Raw genomic sequence first — 20273 nt, forward strand, 5'->3', positions numbered from 1 at the left:
CCGCAAACGGCGGGCCGAATGCAATCGGTTTCGTGAAGCGTGTTGCGCGCCAGCGTCGCTAGGCCGTGCCCACGCGCTGGAACAAGCCGCCGGGGAGGCGCGCGACGTGGCCCGCGAGCTCCAGTTCGAGCAGCGTCGCCTGCAGCTGCGGCGCCGGGATGCCGGTGCGCGCGATCAGCGCATCGAGGCCGACCGGGTCGTAGCCCATCGCGGACAGCAGCGGATCGTCCTCGCCTTCCTCCGCTTCGTCCGCATCGACGCGTGGCGCCCGCGGCGCCAGCTGCAATTCCTCCAGCACATCCTGCGCGCTTTCGGCGAGCTTGGCGCCCTCGCGCAGCAGCACGTGGCAGCCGCGCGCCTGCGGCGAATGGATGGAGCCGGGAATCGCGAACACTTCCTTGCCCTGCTCCGCGGCCAGGCGCGCCGTGATCAGCGAACCCGATTGCACGGCGGCTTCCACCACCAGCGTGCCTTGCGACAGGCCCGAGATCAGCCGGTTGCGGCGCGGGAAGTTGTGCGGAAGGGGCGGCGTGCCGATCGGGTATTCACTGACGAGGGCGCCGCGTTCGGCGATGCGGTGCGCGAGCGCGCGATGCCTGGCGGGATAGACGCGATCGAGGCCGGTGCCGACCACGGCGATCGTGGCCAGCACATCGGCCTGTGCTCCTTCCAGCGCGCCGTCGTGCGCAGCGCCGTCGATGCCCAGCGCCAGGCCCGAGACGATCGTGAGGCCCTGCCCCGCCAGGGCGCGGGCGAACTCGCGCGCGTTCTGCAGGCCTTGCGCGGTCGGATTGCGGCTGCCGACCATGGCGAGCGCGACGCGCACCTCGGTGAGCGGACGGCCCAGCCGGTACAGCAGCAAGGGCGGATCCGCGATCTGCAGCAGGCTTTCGGGGTATTCCGGGTCGCCGAGCGTGACCAGCGCGCGCTGCGCCTGGTCCTGCTGCAGCCACGCCCAGGTGGCGGCGATGTGCTGGTCGAAATCCGGCGGTTCGCGCCGCAGCTTGCCGGCCTCGCCCTGTTCCACCACCTGGGTGAGGGCGGCGACGTCCTGCTGGAAGATGGCCGAGGGCGAGCCGAAAGCGCGCAGCAGCTGGCGCGCGGCGTGGCTGCCCAGGCCGGGAGCGAGCGTCAGCCGCAGCCAGGCCGCGAGCTCCGCTTGCTCCATGGCGGCTCAGGTCAGCGGGGGTTGGCTACCCGGTCGCCCACCTGGACGACGTCGTTGATTTCCAGCACCAGCGCGTACGACAGGTGCTCGAAGGTGCGGAACACCATCAGCAGGCCGTTGCGCTCGTCCGGCAACTTCAGCTGCGCGCGCTCGTTGCGCTGCGAGCGGTCGTCGACGCGGGCGCCGGCCTTCATGATGGCCAGCACGTGGCCGTTCTCGATGCCTTCGGCGGCGCCCTGGCTGATCACCACCACCTGGCTCTGGCCGGCCAGCTTCACCGCGTTGCCGTAGACCGAGACGATCGATGCGTCCACGGGCTGGCCCGGGGCGCGCGGCACGTAGCTGGTCAACTGGCGCGGCGGCTCCGGCACCAGCCGGTCGCCCACGCGGATTTCTTCCTTGTTGCGGATCACGTCCACGGTCGCCGGGATGATCGTCGGGACCGGGTTGCCCTTCTCGTCCAGCACGTCCTGCACGGACTCGCTGCGCACCAGTTCGGCGGTGCCCAGGTATTGCGCTTCGTAGCCCAGCACGTTCTTGGTGACCGGGTCGCGCAGGGGCGTCGCGTTGCGGAACACGCGGTAGGTGTCGATCATGCGCGGATCGCGCTCCACCAGCGGCGTGCCGACCCGGCCCCGGGCATAGGCGCGGTCGCCGCTGCTGATCAGCACGCGGTCTTCGGTGCCGGCGACGATGCGCGGGCTGCGGTCCAGCGCGCCTTCGCCGACGATGATGGCCTCGTTCAGGAAGGGCTCGATCACGTGCGGCGGCAACGTCGGGATGCCGGCGTCGGGCAGGGTGTTGATGCGGGCGCGCGGCGAGACGCGCACGGTCTCGATCGGCGGGCCATCCGGCACCGGGCCCATGCGCAGGCGCGCCATGCCATTGAGTTTTTCCAGGGTCAGCACCTGGCCGGGATAGATGCGGTGCGGGTTGCGGACCTGGTCCTTGTTCATGCCCCACAGCTCGGGCCAGCGCCACGGGCTGGTGAGGTACAGGCGCGAGATGCCCCAGAGCGTGTCGCCGCGCTTGACCGTGTAGGTGTCGGGCGCGTTGGGGGCCAGCTCGGCCAGCGGAATACCGCTGACTTCGACCATCTCGGCGATGGCGCGCTGGTTGGGCGTGATGGGATAGTTCTGGGCCTGGACCGGCCCCGACAGGGCCAGGGCACAAGCCGCCGCGACCGCGGCCCACGCCGCTCCTGCTCCCGTTGTCACGCCAAAAGCTGCCTTGGTTGGAACCATCTCGTTTTCGTCCGCTCTTGACAAGTTACTGGCGATTCTGGGCTCAAGCCCTTGATTAGGCAATGTTTATTGGATTTGTGGAGTTCCGGCAACGGCAAAAGTGGCGAAAATAGCGACACCATGGCCCTTCTTCCGATCCTCGTCTATCCCGATCCCCGCCTGCACACGGTGGCCAAGCCCGTGCAAGCCGTCGACGCGCGCATCCGCGCCCTGGTCGCCGACATGCTCGAAACCATGTACGACGCCAGCGGCATCGGCCTGGCCGCCACGCAGGTGGACGTGCACGAGCGCGTGATCGTGATCGACACCTCCGAGGAGCGCAACCAGCCCATGGTGCTGATCAATCCCGAGATCACCTGGGCCAGCGCGGAAAAGCAGGTCGGCGACGAAGGCTGCCTGTCGGTGCCGGGCATCTACGACGGCGTGGAGCGATCCAGCTCGATCAAGGTGCAGGCGCTGGACGAGCAGGGCCAGTCACGCGAGGTCGCGGCCGAGGGCCTGCTGGCCGTGTGCATCCAGCACGAGATGGACCACCTGCGCGGCAAGGTCTTCGTCGAATACCTGTCACCGTTGAAGCGGAATCGCATCAAGAGCAAGATGCTCAAGGCCCGCCGCGAGACCGAGCGGGCCTGAAGGAGGCCCCCATGCGACTCTCGCGATTCTCGGCGCTGGCGGCGCCGCTGCTGCTGGCAGCCTGCGCCGGTCCCTGGAGCACGATGAACATTCCGCCCGGCACGCCCGGCGGCGACGTGCTGGCCCACGCCGGCCGCCCGACGCGCGTGGTGCCGCTGCCCAACGGCGGCCAGCGCATGCAGTATTCGATGCAGCCCCTGGGGCACGAGGCCTTCATGGTGGACGTGGATGGCAATGGCCGCGTGGTCGCGTCCTACCAGGCGCTGAACGAAGCGAACTTCCATCGCATCGAGCCGGGCAAGTGGACGCGCGCGGACGTCGAGCGCGAGTTCGGGCCGCCGGCCTGGGTCGACGGCGTCGCCAGTTGGAACGGCCCCATCTACACCTACCGCTGGCGCGACCTCGCCCGCAGCGACATGTTCTACTGGGTGTACTTCGATCCGCAGGGCGTGGCGCAGCGCGCCCACCCCGGCATGGAGTTCTTCAACGCGCCGAACGACAGAAGCCGATAGATGCGGGTGGTTTTCGCCGGAACGCCGGAATTCGCCCGCGTCGCGCTCGAACGGCTGCAGGCCGCGGGCTTCACCATTCCCCTGGTCCTGACCCAGCCGGACCGCCCGGCGGGGCGCGGCATGAAGCTGCAGCCTTCGCCGGTCAAGCAGTTCGCGCAGGCCCACGGCATCGCGGTGGCGCAGCCGCGCAGCCTGCGCCTGGACGGCAAGTACCCGGACGACGCCGCGACCGCGCGCGAGGCGTTGCAGCAAGCGCAGGCCGACGTCATGGTGGTGGCGGCCTATGGCCTGATCCTGCCGCAATGGGTGCTCGACACGCCGCGCCTGGGTTGCCTGAACATCCACGCCTCGCTCCTGCCTCGCTGGCGCGGTGCCGCGCCCATCCACCGCGCCATCGAAGCCGGTGACGCCGAGACCGGCGTGACCATCATGCAGATGGACGCGGGGCTCGACACCGGCGACATGCTGCTGGAAGAACGCATCCCCATCGCGCCGGCCGACACCACCGCGAGCCTGCACGACAAGCTGGCGATCCTCGGGGGCCGGATGATCGTCGAGGCACTGGAGCTGGCGGCCTGCGGGGGCTTCCGCCCGCGCAAGCAGCCGGAGCAGGGCATCACTTACGCGCACAAGATCGAGAAGTCCGAGGCCGCGATCGCCTGGAGCCAGCCGGCCGACGCGATCGCGCGACGCATCCGCGCCTTCGACCCCTTCCCCGGTGCGAGCGCGCAGGTGGGGGGCGAGACGGTCAAGATCTGGGCGGCGCGCGCGCGGCCGCAAGGTGGCGGCCAGCCGGGAACCATCGTCGCCGTGCAGCCGGATGCCATCGTCGTCGGCTGCGGCGAGGGCAGCCTCGAAGTCACCGAGCTGCAGCGTCCCGGCGGCAAGCGCCTGGCCGCGGCCGATTTCCTGCGCGGTTTCCCGCTGCAACCCGGCCAGCAATTCGCCTGATGTTTTTCCTGCGTTCCGTCCACCGGCATCCCGAATTCCGCGAGGGCATGCGCTCGATGGCCGGCGTGGTGCCCGGCATCGCGGCCTGGGGCCTGATGACGGGCGTGGCGATGGTCAAGTCCGGCATGAGCGTGCCGGAGTCGCTGGCCATGACGCTGCTGGTCTACGCCGGCAGCTCGCAGCTGGCCGCCATTCCACTGATCATCGCCGGCGCGCCCGCCTGGGTGATCTGGGCCACCGGCTTCTGCGTCAACCTGCGCTTCGTCGTCTTCAGCCTGCACCTGCGCGACTACCTGATGCACATGCCGCGCTGGCGTCGCATGGTCAACGGCTTCCTCACCGCGGACATGAGCTACGCGATGTTCACGCGCCGCTTCCCCGCGCCGGCCACGGACGCCGAAGGACGAGCGGCGCAGGAGTCCTACCTCGCGGGGAACTACTTCTCCACCTGGACCGGCTGGACCGGCGCCAGCCTGCTGGGCGTGGCGCTGGGCAACCTGATCCCGAGCACCTGGGGCCTGGGCTTCGCCGGCGTGCTGTGCCTGGTGGGCATCCTCTGTTCGCTGGCCAACACGCCGCTGCGCGTACTGGCCGCGGTGGTGTCGGGTGCCGCCGCGGTCATCGCCTATGCCCTGCCGCTCAAGCTCAACATCGTGGCGGCGATCGCGGTGGCGGTGCTGGCCTGCTTCTGGCTGGAAGGCCGCCTGCCGGCCAAGGCAGAACGGGAGCAGGCGGCATGAGGGGCGAGACCGACCTGTGGACCATGCTGGTGATCGTCGGCCTGGCCGGTGTGACGGTGCTGACGCGCTGCTTCTTCTTCATCCTGGACCGGCCGTGGACGCTTCCGGACTGGACGCGGCGCGCGCTGCATTACGCGCCGGTGGCCGCGCTGGCCGGCGTGGTGGCGCCCGAGATCGTGATGACCGGCGGCCACTTCGTCACGACCTGGCACGATGCACGCCTGTTCGCCGGCCTGGCCGGGGCCGCCGTCTTCTTCTGGCGGCGCAGCGTGCTGCTGACGATGGCGGCCGGAATGGCCGTCTACCTCCCCTTGCACCTGGGCCTGGGCTGGTAGCTTCCTAAAATGGCCGGGTTTTCTCCACCGAACCGATTGCTCCCATGAAAGTCCTGCGCTTCTCCGATCTGTGCGAACAAGGCCTGGCCCGCGGCCACCGCGTCTTCATCCGGGCCGACCTCAACGTGCCGCAGGACGATGCGGGCAACATCACCGAGGACACCCGCATCCGTGCCTCGGTGCCCTGCATCCAGATGGCGCTGGCCGGCGGCGCGGCCGTGATGGTCACCTCGCACCTGGGCCGCCCGACCGAAGGCGCGTTCAAGCCCGAGGACTCGCTCGCCCCGGTGGCCAAGCGCCTGTCCGAACTGCTGGGCCGCCCGGTGCCGCTGAAGGCGGATTGGGTCGACGGCGTCGACGTCCAGCCCGGCGAAGTGGTGCTGCTGGAGAACTGCCGCCTGAACAAGGGCGAGAAGAAGAACGATCCGGCGCTGGCGCAGAAGATGGCCGCGCTGTGCGACATCTTCGTGCACGACGCCTTCGGCACCGCGCATCGCGCCGAAGCCTCCACTTACGGCATCGCGCAGTACGCCAAGACCGCCTGCGCCGGCCCGCTGCTGGCCGCCGAGATCGATGCGATCAGCAAGGCGCTGGCCAATCCCAAGCGGCCGCTGGTGGCCATCGTCGCCGGCTCCAAGGTGTCGACCAAGCTCACCATCCTGCAGTCGCTGGCGAAGAACGTGGACAACCTGATCGTCGGCGGCGGTATCGCCAACACCTTCCTGCTGGCGGCCGGCCTGCCGATCGGCAAGTCGCTCGCCGAGCACGACCTGGTCGACCAGGCCAAGGCGGTGATCGAGGCCATGAAGGCGCGCGGCGCGGACGTGCCGATCCCCACCGACGTGGTCGTGGCCAAGACTTTTGCCGCCGACGCGCACGCCACCGTGAAGGCCGCGCAGGACGTCGCGGCCGACGACCTGATCCTCGACATCGGCCCGCAGACCGCGCAGAAGCTCGCGCAGCAGCTGAAGGCCGCCGGCACCATCGTCTGGAACGGCCCGGTGGGCGTGTTCGAATTCGACGCCTTCGCCCATGGCACCGAGACGATTGCCCGCGCCATTGCCGACTCCGACGCCTTCAGCATCGCCGGCGGCGGCGACACCCTGGCGGCGATCGCCAAGTACGGCATCGAGGACCAGGTGGGCTACATCTCCACCGGCGGCGGCGCCTTCCTCGAAGTGCTGGAAGGCAAGACTCTCCCCGCGTTCGAGATCCTCGCCAAGCGCGCCAACGGCTGAAGCCGGCTCCCCTTGACGCAAGATCCCGACGCTCGCGACCTTCCCACCGCCCCGGCGCTGGCGCTGCTGGCCCAACTGCCAGGCCAGGTGGCCGTGGTCGGCGCCGACGGCACGGTGCTGGCGGTCAACACCGGTTGGCGCGCGTTCGCGGCGGGCAACGGCCTGTCGCCCGGACTGGCCGAGGGCGGCAACTACCTGAAGGTATGCGACGCGGCCGGCGGCGAGGAAGCAGCCTATGCGCAGCTGGCCGCCGCGGGCATCCGCGGCGTGCTGGCGGGCCGGCAGCACGAGTTCAACCTGGACTATCCCTGCCACGCGCCGCAGCAGCGGCGCTGGTTCCGCATGCAGGTCGTGCCGGTCGGCTGGGCCGGGGCACAGGCGGCGCTCGTCATGCACACCGACATCACCGGTTTGCGCCAGGCGCGCGACGAAGTGCTGCGGCTCAACGCCAGCCTGGAGCGCCGGGTGCAGCGGCGCACGCGCCAGCTGGAGCTGGCCAACAAGGAGCTGGAAGCCTTTTCCTATTCGGTGTCGCACGACCTGAAGGCGCCGCTGGCGGCCATCGACGGTTTCACGCACGTGCTCGCCGAGCGCCTGCGCGACCGCATGGACGAGCGCGAGTCCGGCTACCTGCAGCGCGTGCGCGCCGGCGTGGCCGCGATGTTCGGGCTGATCGACGCGATGCTGTCGCTGCACCAGCTGGCGCGCTCGGCGCCGCTGCGCCGCACGAACGTGGACATCAGCGCCATGGCGCATGCGCTGGTGGAGGAGCTGCGCGCGGCGGAGCCCGACCGCATCTGCCGCATCATCATCGAGCCGGGCATGGTCATGACCTGCGACGCATCGCTGATGGCGGTGGTGCTGCGCAACCTGATCGGCAACGCCTGGAAGTTCTCGTCGCGCAAGGAAGTGATGCAGCTGGAGGTCGGCCTCGAATGGGGCGCGCCGGCGGGCTTCACCACCTTGCGGGTCTCCGACCGCGGCGCCGGCTTCGACCCGAAGCTCGCCTCCAAGCTGTTCGCGCCCTTCCAGCGCCTGCACCATGCGTCCGACTTCCCCGGCACGGGCATCGGGCTGGCAACGGTGCAGCGGATCGTGCAGCGGCACGGAGGTTCCGTGCGGGCCGAAGCCGAGCTTGGCGAAGGCGCGAGCTTCTTCGTCAGCTTGCCCGAGGTCTACCAGGACACCGTGGATTCCAACCGTGAAGATTGAACGCGTCTTTGCCGTCGACGACGACGACAGCTACCGCGAGTTGCTGGAACTCGTGCTGCGTACACAATGCGGCGTGCCCGAAGTCACCACTTTCGACCGCGGCGACGCGGTGGTCGCGGCGCTGTGCGCGCTGGCGCCGCAGGAGCGGCCCGGCCTGCTGCTGCTCGACTACCACATGCCGGCCGTCGACGGCCTCGGCGTGCTGCACGCGCTGAACGCCGCCGGCGTGCGCGTGCCGGTGGTGGTGTTGTCGAACGCCGCGGGTGCGCAGGAGCGTGCCGGCTGCCTGGCCGCGGGCGCGCGGGCCTGCCTGGCCAAGCCGTCACGGATGGAAGACCTCGTCGCATTGCTGCGCGCACAACTGGAGCACCATGGCTGAAGCCGTCCTGGCCCCCGCGGTCCGCATCGTCCTCGCCGACGACCACGAGCTCGTGCGCTCCGGCATCTCGGCGCTGCTGTCGCTCGTGCCCGGCGTGGAGGTCGTGGGCGAAGCACGCGACGGCGCGGGCCTCGTCGACCTGCTGGAGCGGGTGGGCGTGGACATCGTGATGAGCGACATCGGCATGCCGGGCATGGACGGCCTGGAGGCGATCGCGCGCATCCACCAGGCGCATCCGGAGGTCCGCGCCATCGTGCTCTCGATGGACGATTCGCCCGGTGCCGCGCGCTCCGCCTTCGCCGCCGGCGCCAGCGGCTACATCGTCAAGCAGGCGGCCACGGTAGAACTGGAAGCGGCGATCCACGCGGTGCTGGAAGGGCGGCGCTACGTCAGCCCCTCGCTCGCGCCGCAACTGCTGCTGCCGCCCACCGACACGCCGCAGGCGCAGCTGACTTTGCGGCAGGTGGAGATCCTCACCTGCATCGCGCGCGGCATGTCTTCGCGCTCGATCGGCGCGCAGCTGGGGCTCAGCTCCAAGACGGTGGACGCACACCGCGCGCGCATCATGGACCGGCTCGGCATCTTCGACATCGCGGGCCTCACGCGCTACGCGGTGCGGCATCGGCTGGTGACTTGACGGTGCACACGCGGGGCATCTGGTAACCGGTTGGTAACCGCTTCCGTGTGAGAATCCGAAACTAAATTACACGGAGACTGTTGAATGGCTCGTCGCGCCACCAAGATCGTTGCCACCCTCGGCCCGGCGTCGAGCGACCCGGCCGTCCTCGAACGCATGATCCGCGCGGGGGTGAACGTGGTGCGCCTGAACTTCAGCCACGGCACCGCGCAGGACCACATCGATCGCGCGCGCCAGGTGCGCGAGGTGAGCCAGGCCGCCGGCCGCGAGGTCGCCATCATGGCCGACCTGCAGGGCCCGAAGATCCGCGTCGGCAAGTTCGCCGAGGGCAAGGCGATGCTGGAGCCCGGCACGAAGTTCGTGCTGGATGCCTCGCGCACCGAGCCGGGCGACATCAACGGCGTCGGCCTCGACTACAAGGAGCTGCCGCGCGACGTGAAGCCCGGCGACACGCTGCTGCTGAACGACGGCCTGATCGTGCTGACGGTGGACGCCGTCAAGGGCGAGCAGATCCGCACCACCGTCAAGATGGGCGGCTACCTGTCCAACAACAAGGGCATCAACAAGCAGGGCGGCGGCCTCACCGCGCCGGCGCTGACCGCCAAGGACATGGAAGACATCCGCACGGCGATGGCCTTCCAGGCCGACTACGTCGCGGTGAGCTTCCCGAAGAACGCGACCGACATGGAAATGGCGCGCCAGCTGTGCAACGTCGCGGCCGCGGAGTTCCGCCACAAGCCGGCGCTGATCGCCAAGATCGAGCGCGCCGAAGCGATCCCGAACCTGGAAGCGATCCTCAAGGCCAGCGACGGCATCATGGTCGCGCGCGGCGATCTCGCGGTGGAAGTCGGCAATGCGGCCGTGCCGGCGCTGCAGAAACGCATGATCCGCATGGCGCGCGAGCACGACAAGGTGGTGATCACCGCGACCCAGATGATGGAGTCGATGATCACCGCGCCGGTGCCTACGCGCGCCGAGGTGAGCGACGTCGCCAACGCGGTCCTCGATGGCACCGACGCCGTGATGACCAGCGCCGAGACCGCCACCGGCGCCTATCCGGTGGAAGTGGTGCAGCAGATGGCCAACATCTGCGCCGAGGCCGAGATGGCCGAGGACGTGAAGCTCGACGCCGACTTCACCGGCCAGAATTTCTCGCGCATCGACCAGTCCATCGCCATGGGCGCGCTGTTCACGGCCTACCACCTGGGGTGCAAGGCGATCGTGGCGCTGACCGACTCCGGGTCGACCGCCCTGTGGATGAGCCGCCACCGCATCCACATCCCGATCTATGCGCTCACGCCCAAGCTGGTGACGCAACGCAAGATGGCGCTGTACCGCAACGTGCGGCCGCTGCTGATGGACCAGAGCGCCGACCGCGACAACGCGCTGGCCGAAGCGGAGGCGCACCTGAAGAAGCGTGGCATCATGTCCTCGGGCGACATCTACGCCATCACCTGCGGCGAACCGATGGGCGCGCCGGGCGGCACCAACATGCTGAAGATCGTCCGGGCGAGCTGAGGCTTCGGCAAGGCTAAAATTGGAGTTACCAGGCGGTTACCAACCGCCATTCCTCGTCGTACCTCCAGGAACTGCCATGCCTCTCGTCTCCATGCGCGAACTGCTGGACCATGCCGCCACCAACGGTTATGGCATCCCGGCCTTCAACGTCAACAACCTGGAACAGGTCCAGGCCGTCATGGAGGCGGCCAAGGAAACGGGCGCGCCCGTCATCCTGCAAGCCAGCGCCGGCGCCCGCAAGTACGCGGGGGAAGCCTTCATCAAGCACCTGATCCAGGCCGCCATCGAGCAGTACCCGATGATCCCGCTGGTGATGCACCAGGACCACGGCCAGAGCCCGGACGTCTGCAAGGGCGCCATCGACCTGGGCTTCTCCTCGGTGATGATGGACGGCTCGCTGGAAGCCGACGGCAAGACCATCGCCAGCTACGACTACAACGTGGACGTCACCCGCAAGGTGGTCGACATGGCGCACAAGCTGGGCGTCACCGTCGAAGGCGAACTCGGCTGCCTGGGCTCGCTCGAGACCATGAAGGGCGACAAGGAAGACGGCCACGGCACCGATTCCACGATGACGCGCGAGCAGCTGCTGACCGACCCGGAGCAGGCCGCCGACTTCGTCAAGAAGACCCAGCTGGACGCGCTGGCCATTGCCATCGGCACCAGCCACGGCGCCTACAAGTTCACCCGCAAGCCCACCGGCGACATCCTGGCGATCGACCGCATCAAGGAAATCCACCGCCGCATTCCCAACACCCACCTGGTGATGCACGGCTCGTCGTCGGTGCCGCAGGACCTGCTGGCGCAGATCCGCCAGTACGGCGGCAACATGAAGGAAACCTACGGCGTGCCGGTGGAGGAGATCCAGCACGCCATCAAGTTCGGCGTGCGCAAGATCAACATCGACACCGACATCCGCCTGGCGATGACCGGTGCGGTGCGCAAGTTCCTGGCCGAGAACCCCGAGAAGTTCGACGCCCGCGAGTGGCTCAAGCCCGCGCGCGAGGCCGCCAAGCAGATCTGCAAGCAGCGCTACATCGAGTTCGGCTGCGAAGGCCAGGCCGGCAAGATCAAGGGCGAGAACCTGAAGACGGTCGCCACCAAGTACGAAAAGGGCGAGCTGGCGCAAGTGGTGAATTGAGCCGGCGCCTCGCAGCAAAAGGCCGCCTGCGGGCGGCTTTTTCTTTTCTGGCCGGCGCATAATCTGCATACACATTCGAGGTGTATCCATGGGAACGCGGACCAACATCGTCCTCGACGATGACCTGATTGCCGAGGCCATGGCCCGGGCGGGAGTGACGACCAAGAAAGCGGCCGTCGAGGCCGCCCTGCGCGCTTACGTTCGCAAGCCGGACTATTCCGGCCTTTTGGAACTGGCGGGCAGCGGCGTCATAGCCGACGATTACGACCCCAAGAGCCTGTTCCGGGATGTGCCGCACGTCGCGGAAGAGTCCCCGGTTCAACCCAAACGGCCGGTTGCCAAGAAGCGCTTGCCCAAACGGTGGTGATCGCGGACTCGTCGGCCTGGATCGAATTTCTGCGTGGCAAGCGCTCCCGCGCCGGAGCGCGCCTGGAAGCCAGCCTGCGCGCCGGCGAAATCATCCTGCTGCCTGACGTCGTCCTGCAGGAGGTGCTGCAAGGCGCGCAGGATCCCTCGCATTTCGTGCGACTGCGCGAACAGCTCGAAGAAGTGAGACCTTTCGTTCCGCAAGATGCGCGCGCCCTGGCACAACTTGCGGCTTGGCTGTATGCACGATGCCGATGGCAGGGGATCACCTTGCGCAGCCCCAACGACGCGCTGATCGCGGCTTGTGCCATCGACGCCGGCGAGCCCCTGCTGCATGCGGATGCGGACTTCGAGAGAATCGCGACGATCGAACCGCGGCTTCGCTTCGCCTGATCGCCGGCGGCCGGCAGCCGCTGTCATGGCCGGCGCGGTGTAGTTCACAATCTGGGCTGGCTCCCCGCAGTGTCCATTTCCCATGTCCTCCGCCCTCCACACCTCCAACATCACTTCGCTGCCGCTGCTGGCGCGCGGCAAGGTCCGCGACAACTATGCCGTCGGCACCGACCGCATCCTGATGGTCGCCAGCGATCGCCTGTCGGCCTTCGACGTGATCATGGGCGAGCCGATCCCGGGCAAGGGCGAGCTGCTGACGAAGATGGCGCTGTTCTGGTTCGGCCGCCTGGGCAACATCTGCCGCAACCACCTGACCGGCGAGCTGCCGGAAACCGTGGTGACGCCGGCCGAAGTGCCGCAGGTGCAGGGGCGCTCGATGCTGGTGCAGCGCCTGCGGCCCATTCCGGTGGAAGCCGTGGTGCGCGGCTACCTCGCCGGCAGCGGCTGGAGCGAATACAAGGCCTCGCAATCGGTCTGCGGCGTGCCGCTGCCGCCGGGGCTGAAGAACGCGAGCAAGTTGCCCGCGCCCATCTTCACGCCGGCCGCCAAGGCCGCCACCGGCCACGACGAGAACATCACCTACGCCAGGATGGTGGAGATGATCGGCCCCGACCTGGCCGCGCAGATCCAGGACCTGAGCCTGCGGATCTACCAGGAGGCGGCGGACTTCGCGCTCACCAAGGGCCTGATCATTGCGGACACCAAGTTCGAGTTCGGCCTGGACGCCAACGACGAACTGGTGCTGATGGACGAGGTGCTGACGCCCGACTCCTCGCGCTACTGGCCCGTCGAGGGCTACCAGGCGGCCTTCGACGCCGGCCAGAACCCGCCGAGCTACGACAAGCAGTTCGTGCGCGACTGGCTGGAGCAGGTCAAGGTGGACGGCAAGCCCTGGGACAAGACGCCCCCGGCACCGCACCTGCCGCAGGAAGTGATCGCCAAGACCGCGGCCAAGTACCGCGAAGCGCTGGATCGCCTGACCGGCTGAGCTTCGCGCGGGCGTAGCATGGGGGCGAACGCCAAGGAGTCGCCGCCATGAAGATCCTTCCCTGCCTGCTGGCCCTCGCGGCCGCGCTGCCGCTTTCCGCCTTTTCCGAATGCATCGTCGCCGGCCGCCTGGCCGACGCGCAATGGGCGCCGCGTTTCAGCGGCGTGCAGTTGCTGGGCGCGCACGGCCAGGTCGTCGCCAGCGCCGACAAGAAGCTCGTTTCCGCGGTCAGCCAGGTGCGGCTGGCGCGGCCGGCTTTGCTGTCCAAGTGCGACGGCAACAACGCGCTGGCCAATGGCGACAACGAGCCCGCAGGGAAGAAGGAGCCGGTGCCTTCGCTGGCGGCGGGCGTGTTCGACGTCGAGGCGGTGACCTATCCGAAACTGCGCACCGGGGGTGAACTGGTGGAGCTGCGGGTGCGCGTGCCGGCGGGCAAGGTTGTCGTCTCTGCGATCAACTGAGGACGACGCTCGACAGGCGGCGCCGGTACGTCGCCACCGTCGGGTCGTCCGGCGGAATCTGCCCGTCCGCCACTTTCACCTTCGGCGGCTCGATCAGCTCCAGGATCGCGATGTAGGTCTTGCGCGCGAGGTCTTCGCTCCAGGCCTTGTCGCGCATCAGGATCTCCAGCAGTTCGTCCATCGCGGCCGTCCACTGCTGCTTCGCGAACAACCCGCGCGCCTTGTCGAAGCGCGCCTGGAAGTCGCGCTTGTTGGCGGCGATCCGGGCGTCGAGGTCGGCCGCCGGCTTGGCCGCCAGCGCATCCAACCAGCGCGCCAGGGCATCGATCTTGCGCGACACGCCGGCCTTGGCCGCCACCGGCTCGAAGGCGCGGCGCGCGTCGTCCTCGCGGCCGGCCAGCAGCAGCGCCTTGACGTAGTCGAAGCGGGCGTCGTCGTCGGCGGGGTCGGTGGCGACGGCGTGCTGCAGCATCTCCAGCCTGGCGGCCGGATCGAGCGGGCCGGCCTCCTCGGCGGCCTCTTCCTCCGGCTCGGCTTCCAGCGCCTGCACGTGCTTGTCGAGGAATTCGCGCACCTTGCCTTCGGGCAGCGCGCCCATGAAGCCGTCCACCGGCTGGCCGTTCTTCAGCAGGATCACGGTGGGGATGCTCTTGATGCCGAAGGCGCCCGCCAGCTGCTGCTCCTCGTCGGAGTTGATCTTCACCAGCTTGAAGCCGCCGCCATAGGCGGTTTCCAGCTTTTCCAGGATCGGGCCGATCGCCTTGCAGGGGCCGCACCAGGGGGCCCAGAAGTCCACCAGCACCGGCTGGCTCATGGAGGCGGCAATCACCTCCTGCTCGAAGTTCTCCAGCGTGACGTCGATCATTCCGGTTGCTCTTTGTTCAATTCGTAAAATAGGGCGATGAGTACAGTGTCCATCGGCGTCGTCATGGGTTCCAGCAGTGACTGGGACACCCTGCAGCATGCGGTGCAGATTCTCCAGGAATTCGGCATCGCGCATGAGGCCAGGGTGGTTTCCGCCCACCGCATGCCCGACGACATGTTCGCCTATGCCGAGGCGGCCGCCGCTCGCGGGCTGAAGGCGATCATCGCCGGCGCGGGCGGCGCCGCCCACCTGCCGGGCATGCTGGCCGCCAAGACCACGGTGCCCGTGCTGGGCGTGCCGGTGGCCAGCCGCCACCTGCAGGGCGTGGATTCGCTGCACAGCATCGTCCAGATGCCCAAGGGCATCCCGGTGGCCACCTTCGCCATCGGCGCAGCGGGCGCCGCCAACGCGGCGCTGTTCGCGGTGGCCATGCTGGCCAACGAGGACCCGGCCCTGCGCCAGAAACTGGACGACTTCCGCGCCCGCCAGACCGAGGCGGCGCGGGCGATGGAATTGCCTCCCAAGGCGGGCGCATGACGGTTTTACTGCCGGGCGCGACCCTGGGCGTGATGGGGGGCGGCCAGCTGGGCCGCATGTTCGTGCACGCCGCCCAGGCCATGGGCTACTTCACGGCCGTGCTCGATCCGGATGCCAGCAGCCCCGCCGGCCTCGTGAGCCATCACCACGTCCAGGCCGACTACCTCGACGAAATCGCGCTGGCCACGCTGTGCGGCCACAGCGACGCCATCACCACCGAATTCGAGAACGTGCCGGCCGCGGCGCTGGCCCAGCTCGCGCAGCACCGCTTCGTCGCGCCCGGCCCGGCCGCCGTTGCCATCGCGCAGGATCGCGCGCAGGAGAAGGCGCACTTCACCCGCTGCGGCGTGCCCTGCGCGCCGAATGCTTCCATCACCACCGAGGCCGAACTGGACGCGGTGCCCGATGCGCTGCTGCCCGGCATCCTGAAGACCGCGCGCCTGGGCTACGACGGCAAGGGCCAGGTGCGCGTGAAGACGCGCGCGGAGTTGCGCGCCGCCTGGGACGGCCTCAAGCGCGCGCCCTGCGTGCTCGAGAAGATGCTGCCGCTGGCCTTCGAGTGCTCGGTGGTGGTGGCGCGCGGCGCCGATGGTTCCATGGTCAACCTGCCGGTGCAGCGCAACCTGCATCGCGACGGCATCCTTGCCGTGACCGAGGTGTTCGAGGGCAATGTCGCACCCGCGCAGGCGCAGCAGGCCATCGCGGCCACGCGCGCCATCGCCGAAGGCCTGGGCTACGTGGGCGTGCTGTGCGTCGAGTTCTTCGGCCTGGCCGACGGCTCGCTGGTGGTCAACGAGATGGCCCCGCGTCCGCACAACAGCGGCCACTGGAGCCTGGACGGTTCGGACGTCTCGCAGTTCGAACTGCAGGTGCGCACCCTGGCCGGCCTGCCGCTGGTGCAGCCGCGCCAGCACAGCGCGTCCTTCATGCTCAACCTGCTCGGTGACCTGTGGTTCACCCGCGGCGCCACGGAAACCGCGCCCAACTGGGCCGCGGTCCTGGCGCTGCCCGGCGCCCACCTGCACCTGTACGGCAAGACGAGCGCGCGCCCTGGCCGCAAGATGGGCCACCTGACTGTCACCGGCGCCAGCGTCGAAGCTGCCCGCGCCACCGCCTCGCAGGCGGCCGCCTTGCTGGGCCTGCCCGCCTTCTGACCATGATCCGCGACGGCCGCGACCCCGCAGCGATCACGGAAGCCGCCCAGGTGCTGGCCGGCGGCGGCCTGGTCGCCTTCCCGACCGAGACCGTCTACGGCCTGGGCGCCAATGCGTCCGACGAACGCGCCGTGGCCGGCATCTTCGCGGCCAAGGGCCGGCCGAGCGATCATCCGCTGATCGTGCACGTGCCGGATGCGGCGGCGGCGGATCATTTCGCCCTGCGCGTGCCGCCGGTGGCGCGCAAGTTGATGAATGCCTTCTGGCCCGGCCCGCTGACGCTGATCCTGCCGCGCCGGCCCGAGGTCGGCGCCGCGGCCGCGGGAGGCCAGGACACCATCGGCCTGCGCTGCCCGGCGCATCCGGTGGCCCATGCGCTGCTGCTGGCCTGTGAGCAAGCGTCGCCGCCCGTGCATGGCGTCGCCGGCCCGAGCGCCAATCGCTTCGGCCGGGTCAGCCCCACGACCGCGCAGCACGTCGCTTCGGAATTCCCGTCCGACCTGTTCGTGCTCGATGGCGGCGCCACGCCGGTCGGCATCGAATCGGCCATCGTCGACTGCACCCGCGGCCTGCCGGTGCTGCTGCGCCCCGGCACCCTCACGCGCGAACAAATCGAGGCGGCCTGCGGCGAGCGCGTGCGGCTGCCCGACGAAGTGGCCGGCGCCGCGCCCCGCGCTTCCGGCACGCTGGAGTCGCACTACGCGCCCGATGCCAAGGTGCGCCTGATGGATGCGCGCAGCCTGCAGACGGCGCTGGACCTGCTGGGCCCGGATGCCAAGGCGATCGCCGTCTACGCCCGCAGCATCCTGCGCGGCAGCGCCGGCCAGATGCGCCGCATGCCCGACGATCCGGCCGAAGCGGCGCGCCAGCTGTTCGCGGTCCTGCGCGACTTCGACGCCACCGGCGTCAAGCTCATCTGGGTGGAAACGCCGCCCGACGCGCCCGAATGGGAAGGCGTGCGGGATCGCCTGCGGCGCGCATCCGCGGGTTAACCGGACGGTTACCCGGGCTCGTTAAACTCCCTGTTTCCCCTCAAGAGAGAAGATTCCATGGCTTCCAAGTTGTTGCGCCGCGCCTTGCTGCTGGCAGTCGGCGCCTCGGCCCTCGTGCTGGCTGCCTGCGGTGGCGGCACCGTCGAGTCCCAGTTCGAGCCCGCCCGCGTCGTCGCGTTCGGCGACGGCATGGCCGACCTCGGCCAGAACGGCAAGCGCTACACCATCAACGATGGCTCCACCGGCAACTGGACCGAAGTGGTTTCGCTCAGCTTCCTGCAGAACCTGACGGCGTCCAGCCTCGGCGGCCTGTCCTATGCCACCGGCAACGCCCGCGTCGTCGCCAAGCCCGATGCGGCCGGCAACGGCGCCACGCCGACGGTCAAGGAGCAGATCGACACCTTCCTCACCGGCCATGCGTTCACCACGAGCGACCTGGTCCTGGTGAGCGCCGGCGTGTCCGACGTCATCGTGCAGGGCAAGGCCGTGATCGATGGCACCCAGACCGAGGCCGCCGCGGTTGCCGCGGTGGAGCAGGCCGGCATCGACCTGGCCGGCCAGGTGCGGCGCATCGTGAACGCCGGCGCCAGCCACGTCGTCGTGGTCGGCAGCTACAACCTCGGCCGCTCGGTGTGGGCCTTCGAGACCAACCAGGCCAACCTGCTGCAGACGCTGTCGGGCCGCTTCAACGACAAGATGCTGGTGACGCTGGTCGACCTCGGCGCGAGCGTGCTGTACGTCGACTCGGCGCTGTACTTCAACCTGAGCACGTCGAGCCCCGCTTCCTATGGCATCACCGACGTGACGCACGCGATCTGCACCTCGGTGGACCCGGGCGTGGGCATCGGCACCGGCACCGGCCAGGTCAACTCCAACCTGTGCACCGGCGACACGCTGCTGACGGGTTCGGACCGCACCACCTACCTGTTCGCCGACCGCATCTATCCGACGCCGCGCGGGCAGCAGCTGTTCGGCGACTACGCGGCCAATCGCGTTCGCGATCGCTGGTGATGGGTTGAGCGGGGCAGCCGCGGTTCGGGCTGCGCCGCTCACCACGGCCTACGACGGACCGCACGGCAGCGTAGGCCGTGGTGAGCGCCAGCGAACCGCGGCTCACCCCCGCCGATAACGCAACTTCATTCCCAGGATCGTCCCCGCCAGCGCCAGCGTCACGCTGTTCGCCAGGACGATCGGCCACGCTCCCAGCATCACCCCGTAAGCCAGCCACAGCGCCACGCCCAGCGTGAACACGCTGTACATGCCCAGGGACACGCCACGGACGTCGCGCGTGCGGAAGGTCAGCCAGGCCTGCGGCAGGAAGCTGCAGGTCGTGAGGGCGGCGGCAAGGTAGCCGATCAGTTCGTGCATGGGCAAGGGCATGGCTTCAGGGTTGGCGCGCGGTCCATTCGATCAGTGCCTGGACGGCCGGCCGCACGGCGGACGAGCGCGCGTGGTTCGCCACGGCCACCAGGAGGTAGCGCCGGCCCTGCGCGCCGTGCACGTAGCCGGCATAGGCCGTCACGTCGTTGAGGCTGCCGGTCTTCAGGTGCGCGAGGCCGACGTTCTGGCGCACGCGGCGCAGGGTTCCGTCCAGGCCCAGCGCGGGCAGCGAGGCGACGAAGTCCGGCATCAGCGGCGAGGCCCAGGCCGCCTGCAGCAGCTGGCCGAGCTGGCGTGCCGTGATGCTTTCGCCGCGCGACAGGCCGGAGCCGTTGTCGGTGGTGGGCGGCTCGCCGCCGAAGCGTTCGCGCCACCAGTTGCGCAGCACCTCGCGCGAGCCCTCCCAGGTGCCGCTGCCGCGCTCGCGCAGGCTGAGCGTCAGGAACAGCTGCTGCGCCATCACGTTGTTGCTGTACTTGTTGATGTCGCGGATCACCTCGGCCAGCGGCGGCGAGCTCCATTCGAGCACCGGCTTCAGGCCCGCCGGCACGCGGCCGTCGCGCGCCTGGCCGGCGAGTTCGCCGCCCAGTTCGCGCCAGAGCGCCGCAACCGCCCGCGCGGCGTAGCTGGCCGGATCGGGATAGGCGATCTGCCAGGTCTTCTCGCCGCAGGCGGCCGGGAAGCTGCCGGCAAAGCGGAACTGCATCGGGTTGGAGAAGTCCGCGCGCAGGGCGGTGGGCCAGTCGCCGCAGTCGCCGTTGGCCAGCGGCACCGCCTGCGGCCACTGCACGCCGGCCAGGGCCGGTTCGGTGCGGATGCGGGCCTGGCCAGCCTGCGGCGTGATGGTCACCGCGACCGTCTTGAAGTTCACCAGCAGGGCGTCGGGCGAGGCGTTGTAGGGCTTGAGCGGCTCGCCGTCGAAGGCGGCCGGATCGCGCGCGGGGATGGCGAACGCGCTCCGATCGAGCACGATGTCGCCCGTGATGCGGCGGATGCCGAGTCCCTGCACCCGGCGCAGCAGCAGCCACAGGCGCTCGACCACCAGCTTGGGGTCGCCCTGGCCCTGCAGGTAGAGGTTGCCTTGCAGCACGCCCTCGCGCACCGGGCCATCCACGTAGACCGGCGTGCTCCAGGTGTAGGAGGGCCCGAGCAGCTCCAGCCCGGCAAAGGTCGTGGCCAGCTTGGCCACGGACGCCGGGTTGACCGGCACGTCGATGCGATGGGCGACCCGGGCCGGCCCGCCCTCGACCGGCGCCACCAGCACGGTGACGGCCTCCCGCGGCAGCTGGGCGGCGGCCAGCGCCTGCTCGAATTCGGGCGGCAGGCCTTGCGCGGCGGCGGCGTCGACCAACCCCGCGAACAGGAGGCAGGCCAGGCGGAGGGTCGCTCGTTGCATGGCGGCCATTATGGGTCGCGCATTCCTTCGATA

Annotated in this window: 24 protein-coding genes; 19 read left to right on the forward strand and 5 right to left on the reverse strand. The window is 69.5% G+C overall.

Going from position 1 to position 20273, the window contains the following annotated elements; translation table 11 throughout:
• Window positions 1-58: 58 nt before the first annotated feature.
• Window positions 59-1168, reverse strand: coding sequence for a DNA-processing protein DprA (dprA, locus tag LZ009_RS18580; RefSeq protein WP_275699454.1), 1110 nt, complete (start codon window positions 1166-1168; stop codon window positions 59-61).
• A gap of 11 nt (window positions 1169-1179) precedes the next feature.
• Window positions 1180-2412 carry a LysM peptidoglycan-binding domain-containing protein gene (locus LZ009_RS18585; RefSeq protein ID WP_430300393.1) on the reverse strand — a complete coding sequence of 411 codons (1233 nt, stop codon included), beginning with the start codon at window positions 2410-2412 and terminating at the stop codon, window positions 1180-1182.
• 120 nt (window positions 2413-2532) lie between these two features.
• Between LZ009_RS18585 and def the strand changes: the two genes are divergently transcribed.
• The 15 genes from def (at window position 2533) to LZ009_RS18660 (ending at window position 13916) form a co-directional block, all read left to right on the forward strand.
• Window positions 2533-3045: a peptide deformylase gene (def, locus tag LZ009_RS18590; RefSeq protein ID WP_275699456.1), complete on the forward strand. Its 513-nt coding sequence runs from the start codon at window positions 2533-2535 to the stop codon at window positions 3043-3045.
• An 11-nt stretch (window positions 3046-3056) separates the two neighbouring features.
• Entirely contained in the window at window positions 3057-3557 is a 501-nt protein-coding gene (locus LZ009_RS18595) for a hypothetical protein (RefSeq protein WP_275699457.1), read from the forward strand.
• Entirely contained in the window at window positions 3558-4508 is a 951-nt protein-coding gene (gene fmt, locus LZ009_RS18600) for a methionyl-tRNA formyltransferase (RefSeq protein ID WP_275699458.1), read from the forward strand.
• The gene (locus LZ009_RS18605; RefSeq protein WP_275699459.1) at window positions 4508-5248 is read left to right on the forward strand and encodes an AzlC family ABC transporter permease; all 741 of its coding nucleotides are present in this window, start codon (window positions 4508-4510) and stop codon (window positions 5246-5248) included. The genes fmt and LZ009_RS18605 overlap by 1 nt, the downstream gene beginning before the upstream one ends.
• Window positions 5245-5583 carry an AzlD domain-containing protein gene (locus LZ009_RS18610; RefSeq protein WP_275699460.1) on the forward strand — a complete coding sequence of 113 codons (339 nt, stop codon included), beginning with the start codon at window positions 5245-5247 and terminating at the stop codon, window positions 5581-5583. Before LZ009_RS18605 ends, LZ009_RS18610 begins: the two co-directional genes overlap by 4 nt.
• 44 nt (window positions 5584-5627) lie before the next feature.
• Window positions 5628-6821, forward strand: a complete 1194-nt coding sequence (locus LZ009_RS18615) for a phosphoglycerate kinase (protein ID WP_275699461.1) — start codon at window positions 5628-5630, stop codon at window positions 6819-6821.
• A gap of 12 nt (window positions 6822-6833) precedes the next feature.
• Entirely contained in the window at window positions 6834-8033 is a 1200-nt protein-coding gene (locus LZ009_RS18620) for a sensor histidine kinase (RefSeq protein WP_275699462.1), read from the forward strand.
• Window positions 8023-8412, forward strand: coding sequence for a response regulator (locus tag LZ009_RS18625; RefSeq protein WP_275699463.1), 390 nt, complete (start codon window positions 8023-8025; stop codon window positions 8410-8412). The genes LZ009_RS18620 and LZ009_RS18625 overlap by 11 nt, the downstream gene beginning before the upstream one ends.
• Entirely contained in the window at window positions 8405-9049 is a 645-nt protein-coding gene (locus LZ009_RS18630; RefSeq protein WP_275699464.1) for a response regulator, read from the forward strand. The genes LZ009_RS18625 and LZ009_RS18630 overlap by 8 nt, the downstream gene beginning before the upstream one ends.
• 84 nt (window positions 9050-9133) lie before the next feature.
• The gene (gene pyk / locus LZ009_RS18635) at window positions 9134-10567 is read left to right on the forward strand and encodes a pyruvate kinase (RefSeq protein WP_275699465.1); all 1434 of its coding nucleotides are present in this window, start codon (window positions 9134-9136) and stop codon (window positions 10565-10567) included.
• A gap of 76 nt (window positions 10568-10643) precedes the next feature.
• Window positions 10644-11708, forward strand: coding sequence for a class II fructose-bisphosphate aldolase (fba, locus tag LZ009_RS18640; RefSeq protein WP_275699466.1), 1065 nt, complete (start codon window positions 10644-10646; stop codon window positions 11706-11708).
• 88 nt (window positions 11709-11796) lie between these two features.
• Window positions 11797-12075 carry a type II toxin-antitoxin system VapB family antitoxin gene (locus tag LZ009_RS18645; protein ID WP_275699467.1) on the forward strand — a complete coding sequence of 93 codons (279 nt, stop codon included), beginning with the start codon at window positions 11797-11799 and terminating at the stop codon, window positions 12073-12075.
• Window positions 12069-12467 (forward strand): type II toxin-antitoxin system VapC family toxin, encoded by a 399-nt coding sequence (gene vapC, locus LZ009_RS18650; RefSeq protein ID WP_275699468.1) that lies wholly within the window; start codon window positions 12069-12071, stop codon window positions 12465-12467. Before LZ009_RS18645 ends, vapC begins: the two co-directional genes overlap by 7 nt.
• An 82-nt stretch (window positions 12468-12549) precedes the next feature.
• Window positions 12550-13455, forward strand: coding sequence for a phosphoribosylaminoimidazolesuccinocarboxamide synthase (locus LZ009_RS18655; RefSeq protein ID WP_275699469.1), 906 nt, complete (start codon window positions 12550-12552; stop codon window positions 13453-13455).
• A gap of 47 nt (window positions 13456-13502) precedes the next feature.
• The gene (locus tag LZ009_RS18660) at window positions 13503-13916 is read left to right on the forward strand and encodes a hypothetical protein (RefSeq protein ID WP_275699470.1); all 414 of its coding nucleotides are present in this window, start codon (window positions 13503-13505) and stop codon (window positions 13914-13916) included.
• Here the strand turns inward: LZ009_RS18660 and trxA are convergent.
• Complete coding sequence (trxA, locus tag LZ009_RS18665; RefSeq protein WP_275699471.1) at window positions 13909-14781, reverse strand: thioredoxin; 873 nt, start codon at window positions 14779-14781, stop codon at window positions 13909-13911. The two genes, LZ009_RS18660 and trxA, sit on opposite strands and share 8 nt — an antisense overlap.
• A 36-nt stretch (window positions 14782-14817) precedes the next feature.
• On the opposite strand from trxA, the gene purE reads away from it, so the two are divergent.
• Genes purE through LZ009_RS18685 form a run of 4 tightly spaced genes read left to right on the forward strand, consistent with a single transcriptional unit; the run spans window position 14818 to window position 18475 of the window.
• A complete protein-coding gene (gene purE, locus LZ009_RS18670) occupies window positions 14818-15318 on the forward strand; it encodes a 5-(carboxyamino)imidazole ribonucleotide mutase (protein ID WP_275699472.1) in 501 nt (166 codons plus the stop codon).
• Window positions 15315-16472: a 5-(carboxyamino)imidazole ribonucleotide synthase gene (locus LZ009_RS18675; RefSeq protein ID WP_275699473.1), complete on the forward strand. Its 1158-nt coding sequence runs from the start codon at window positions 15315-15317 to the stop codon at window positions 16470-16472. The genes purE and LZ009_RS18675 overlap by 4 nt, the downstream gene beginning before the upstream one ends.
• Before the next feature lie 2 nt (window positions 16473-16474).
• A complete protein-coding gene (locus LZ009_RS18680) occupies window positions 16475-17464 on the forward strand; it encodes an L-threonylcarbamoyladenylate synthase (protein ID WP_275699474.1) in 990 nt (329 codons plus the stop codon).
• 57 nt (window positions 17465-17521) lie between these two features.
• Entirely contained in the window at window positions 17522-18475 is a 954-nt protein-coding gene (locus tag LZ009_RS18685; protein WP_275699475.1) for an SGNH/GDSL hydrolase family protein, read from the forward strand.
• A 102-nt stretch (window positions 18476-18577) separates the two neighbouring features.
• Here the strand turns inward: LZ009_RS18685 and LZ009_RS18690 are convergent, their stop codons facing one another.
• Window positions 18578-18844: a SemiSWEET transporter gene (locus LZ009_RS18690; protein ID WP_430300394.1), complete on the reverse strand. Its 267-nt coding sequence runs from the start codon at window positions 18842-18844 to the stop codon at window positions 18578-18580.
• Between the two features lie 4 nt (window positions 18845-18848).
• Window positions 18849-20240 (reverse strand): D-alanyl-D-alanine carboxypeptidase/D-alanyl-D-alanine endopeptidase, encoded by a 1392-nt coding sequence (gene dacB / locus LZ009_RS18695; RefSeq protein ID WP_275699476.1) that lies wholly within the window; start codon window positions 20238-20240, stop codon window positions 18849-18851.
• Window positions 20241-20273 lie beyond the last annotated feature (33 nt).

Origin of the sequence: Ramlibacter paludis (assembly GCF_022012305.1) — a bacterium.
GTDB classification, from domain to species: Bacteria; Pseudomonadota; Gammaproteobacteria; order Burkholderiales; family Burkholderiaceae_C; genus Ramlibacter; species Ramlibacter paludis.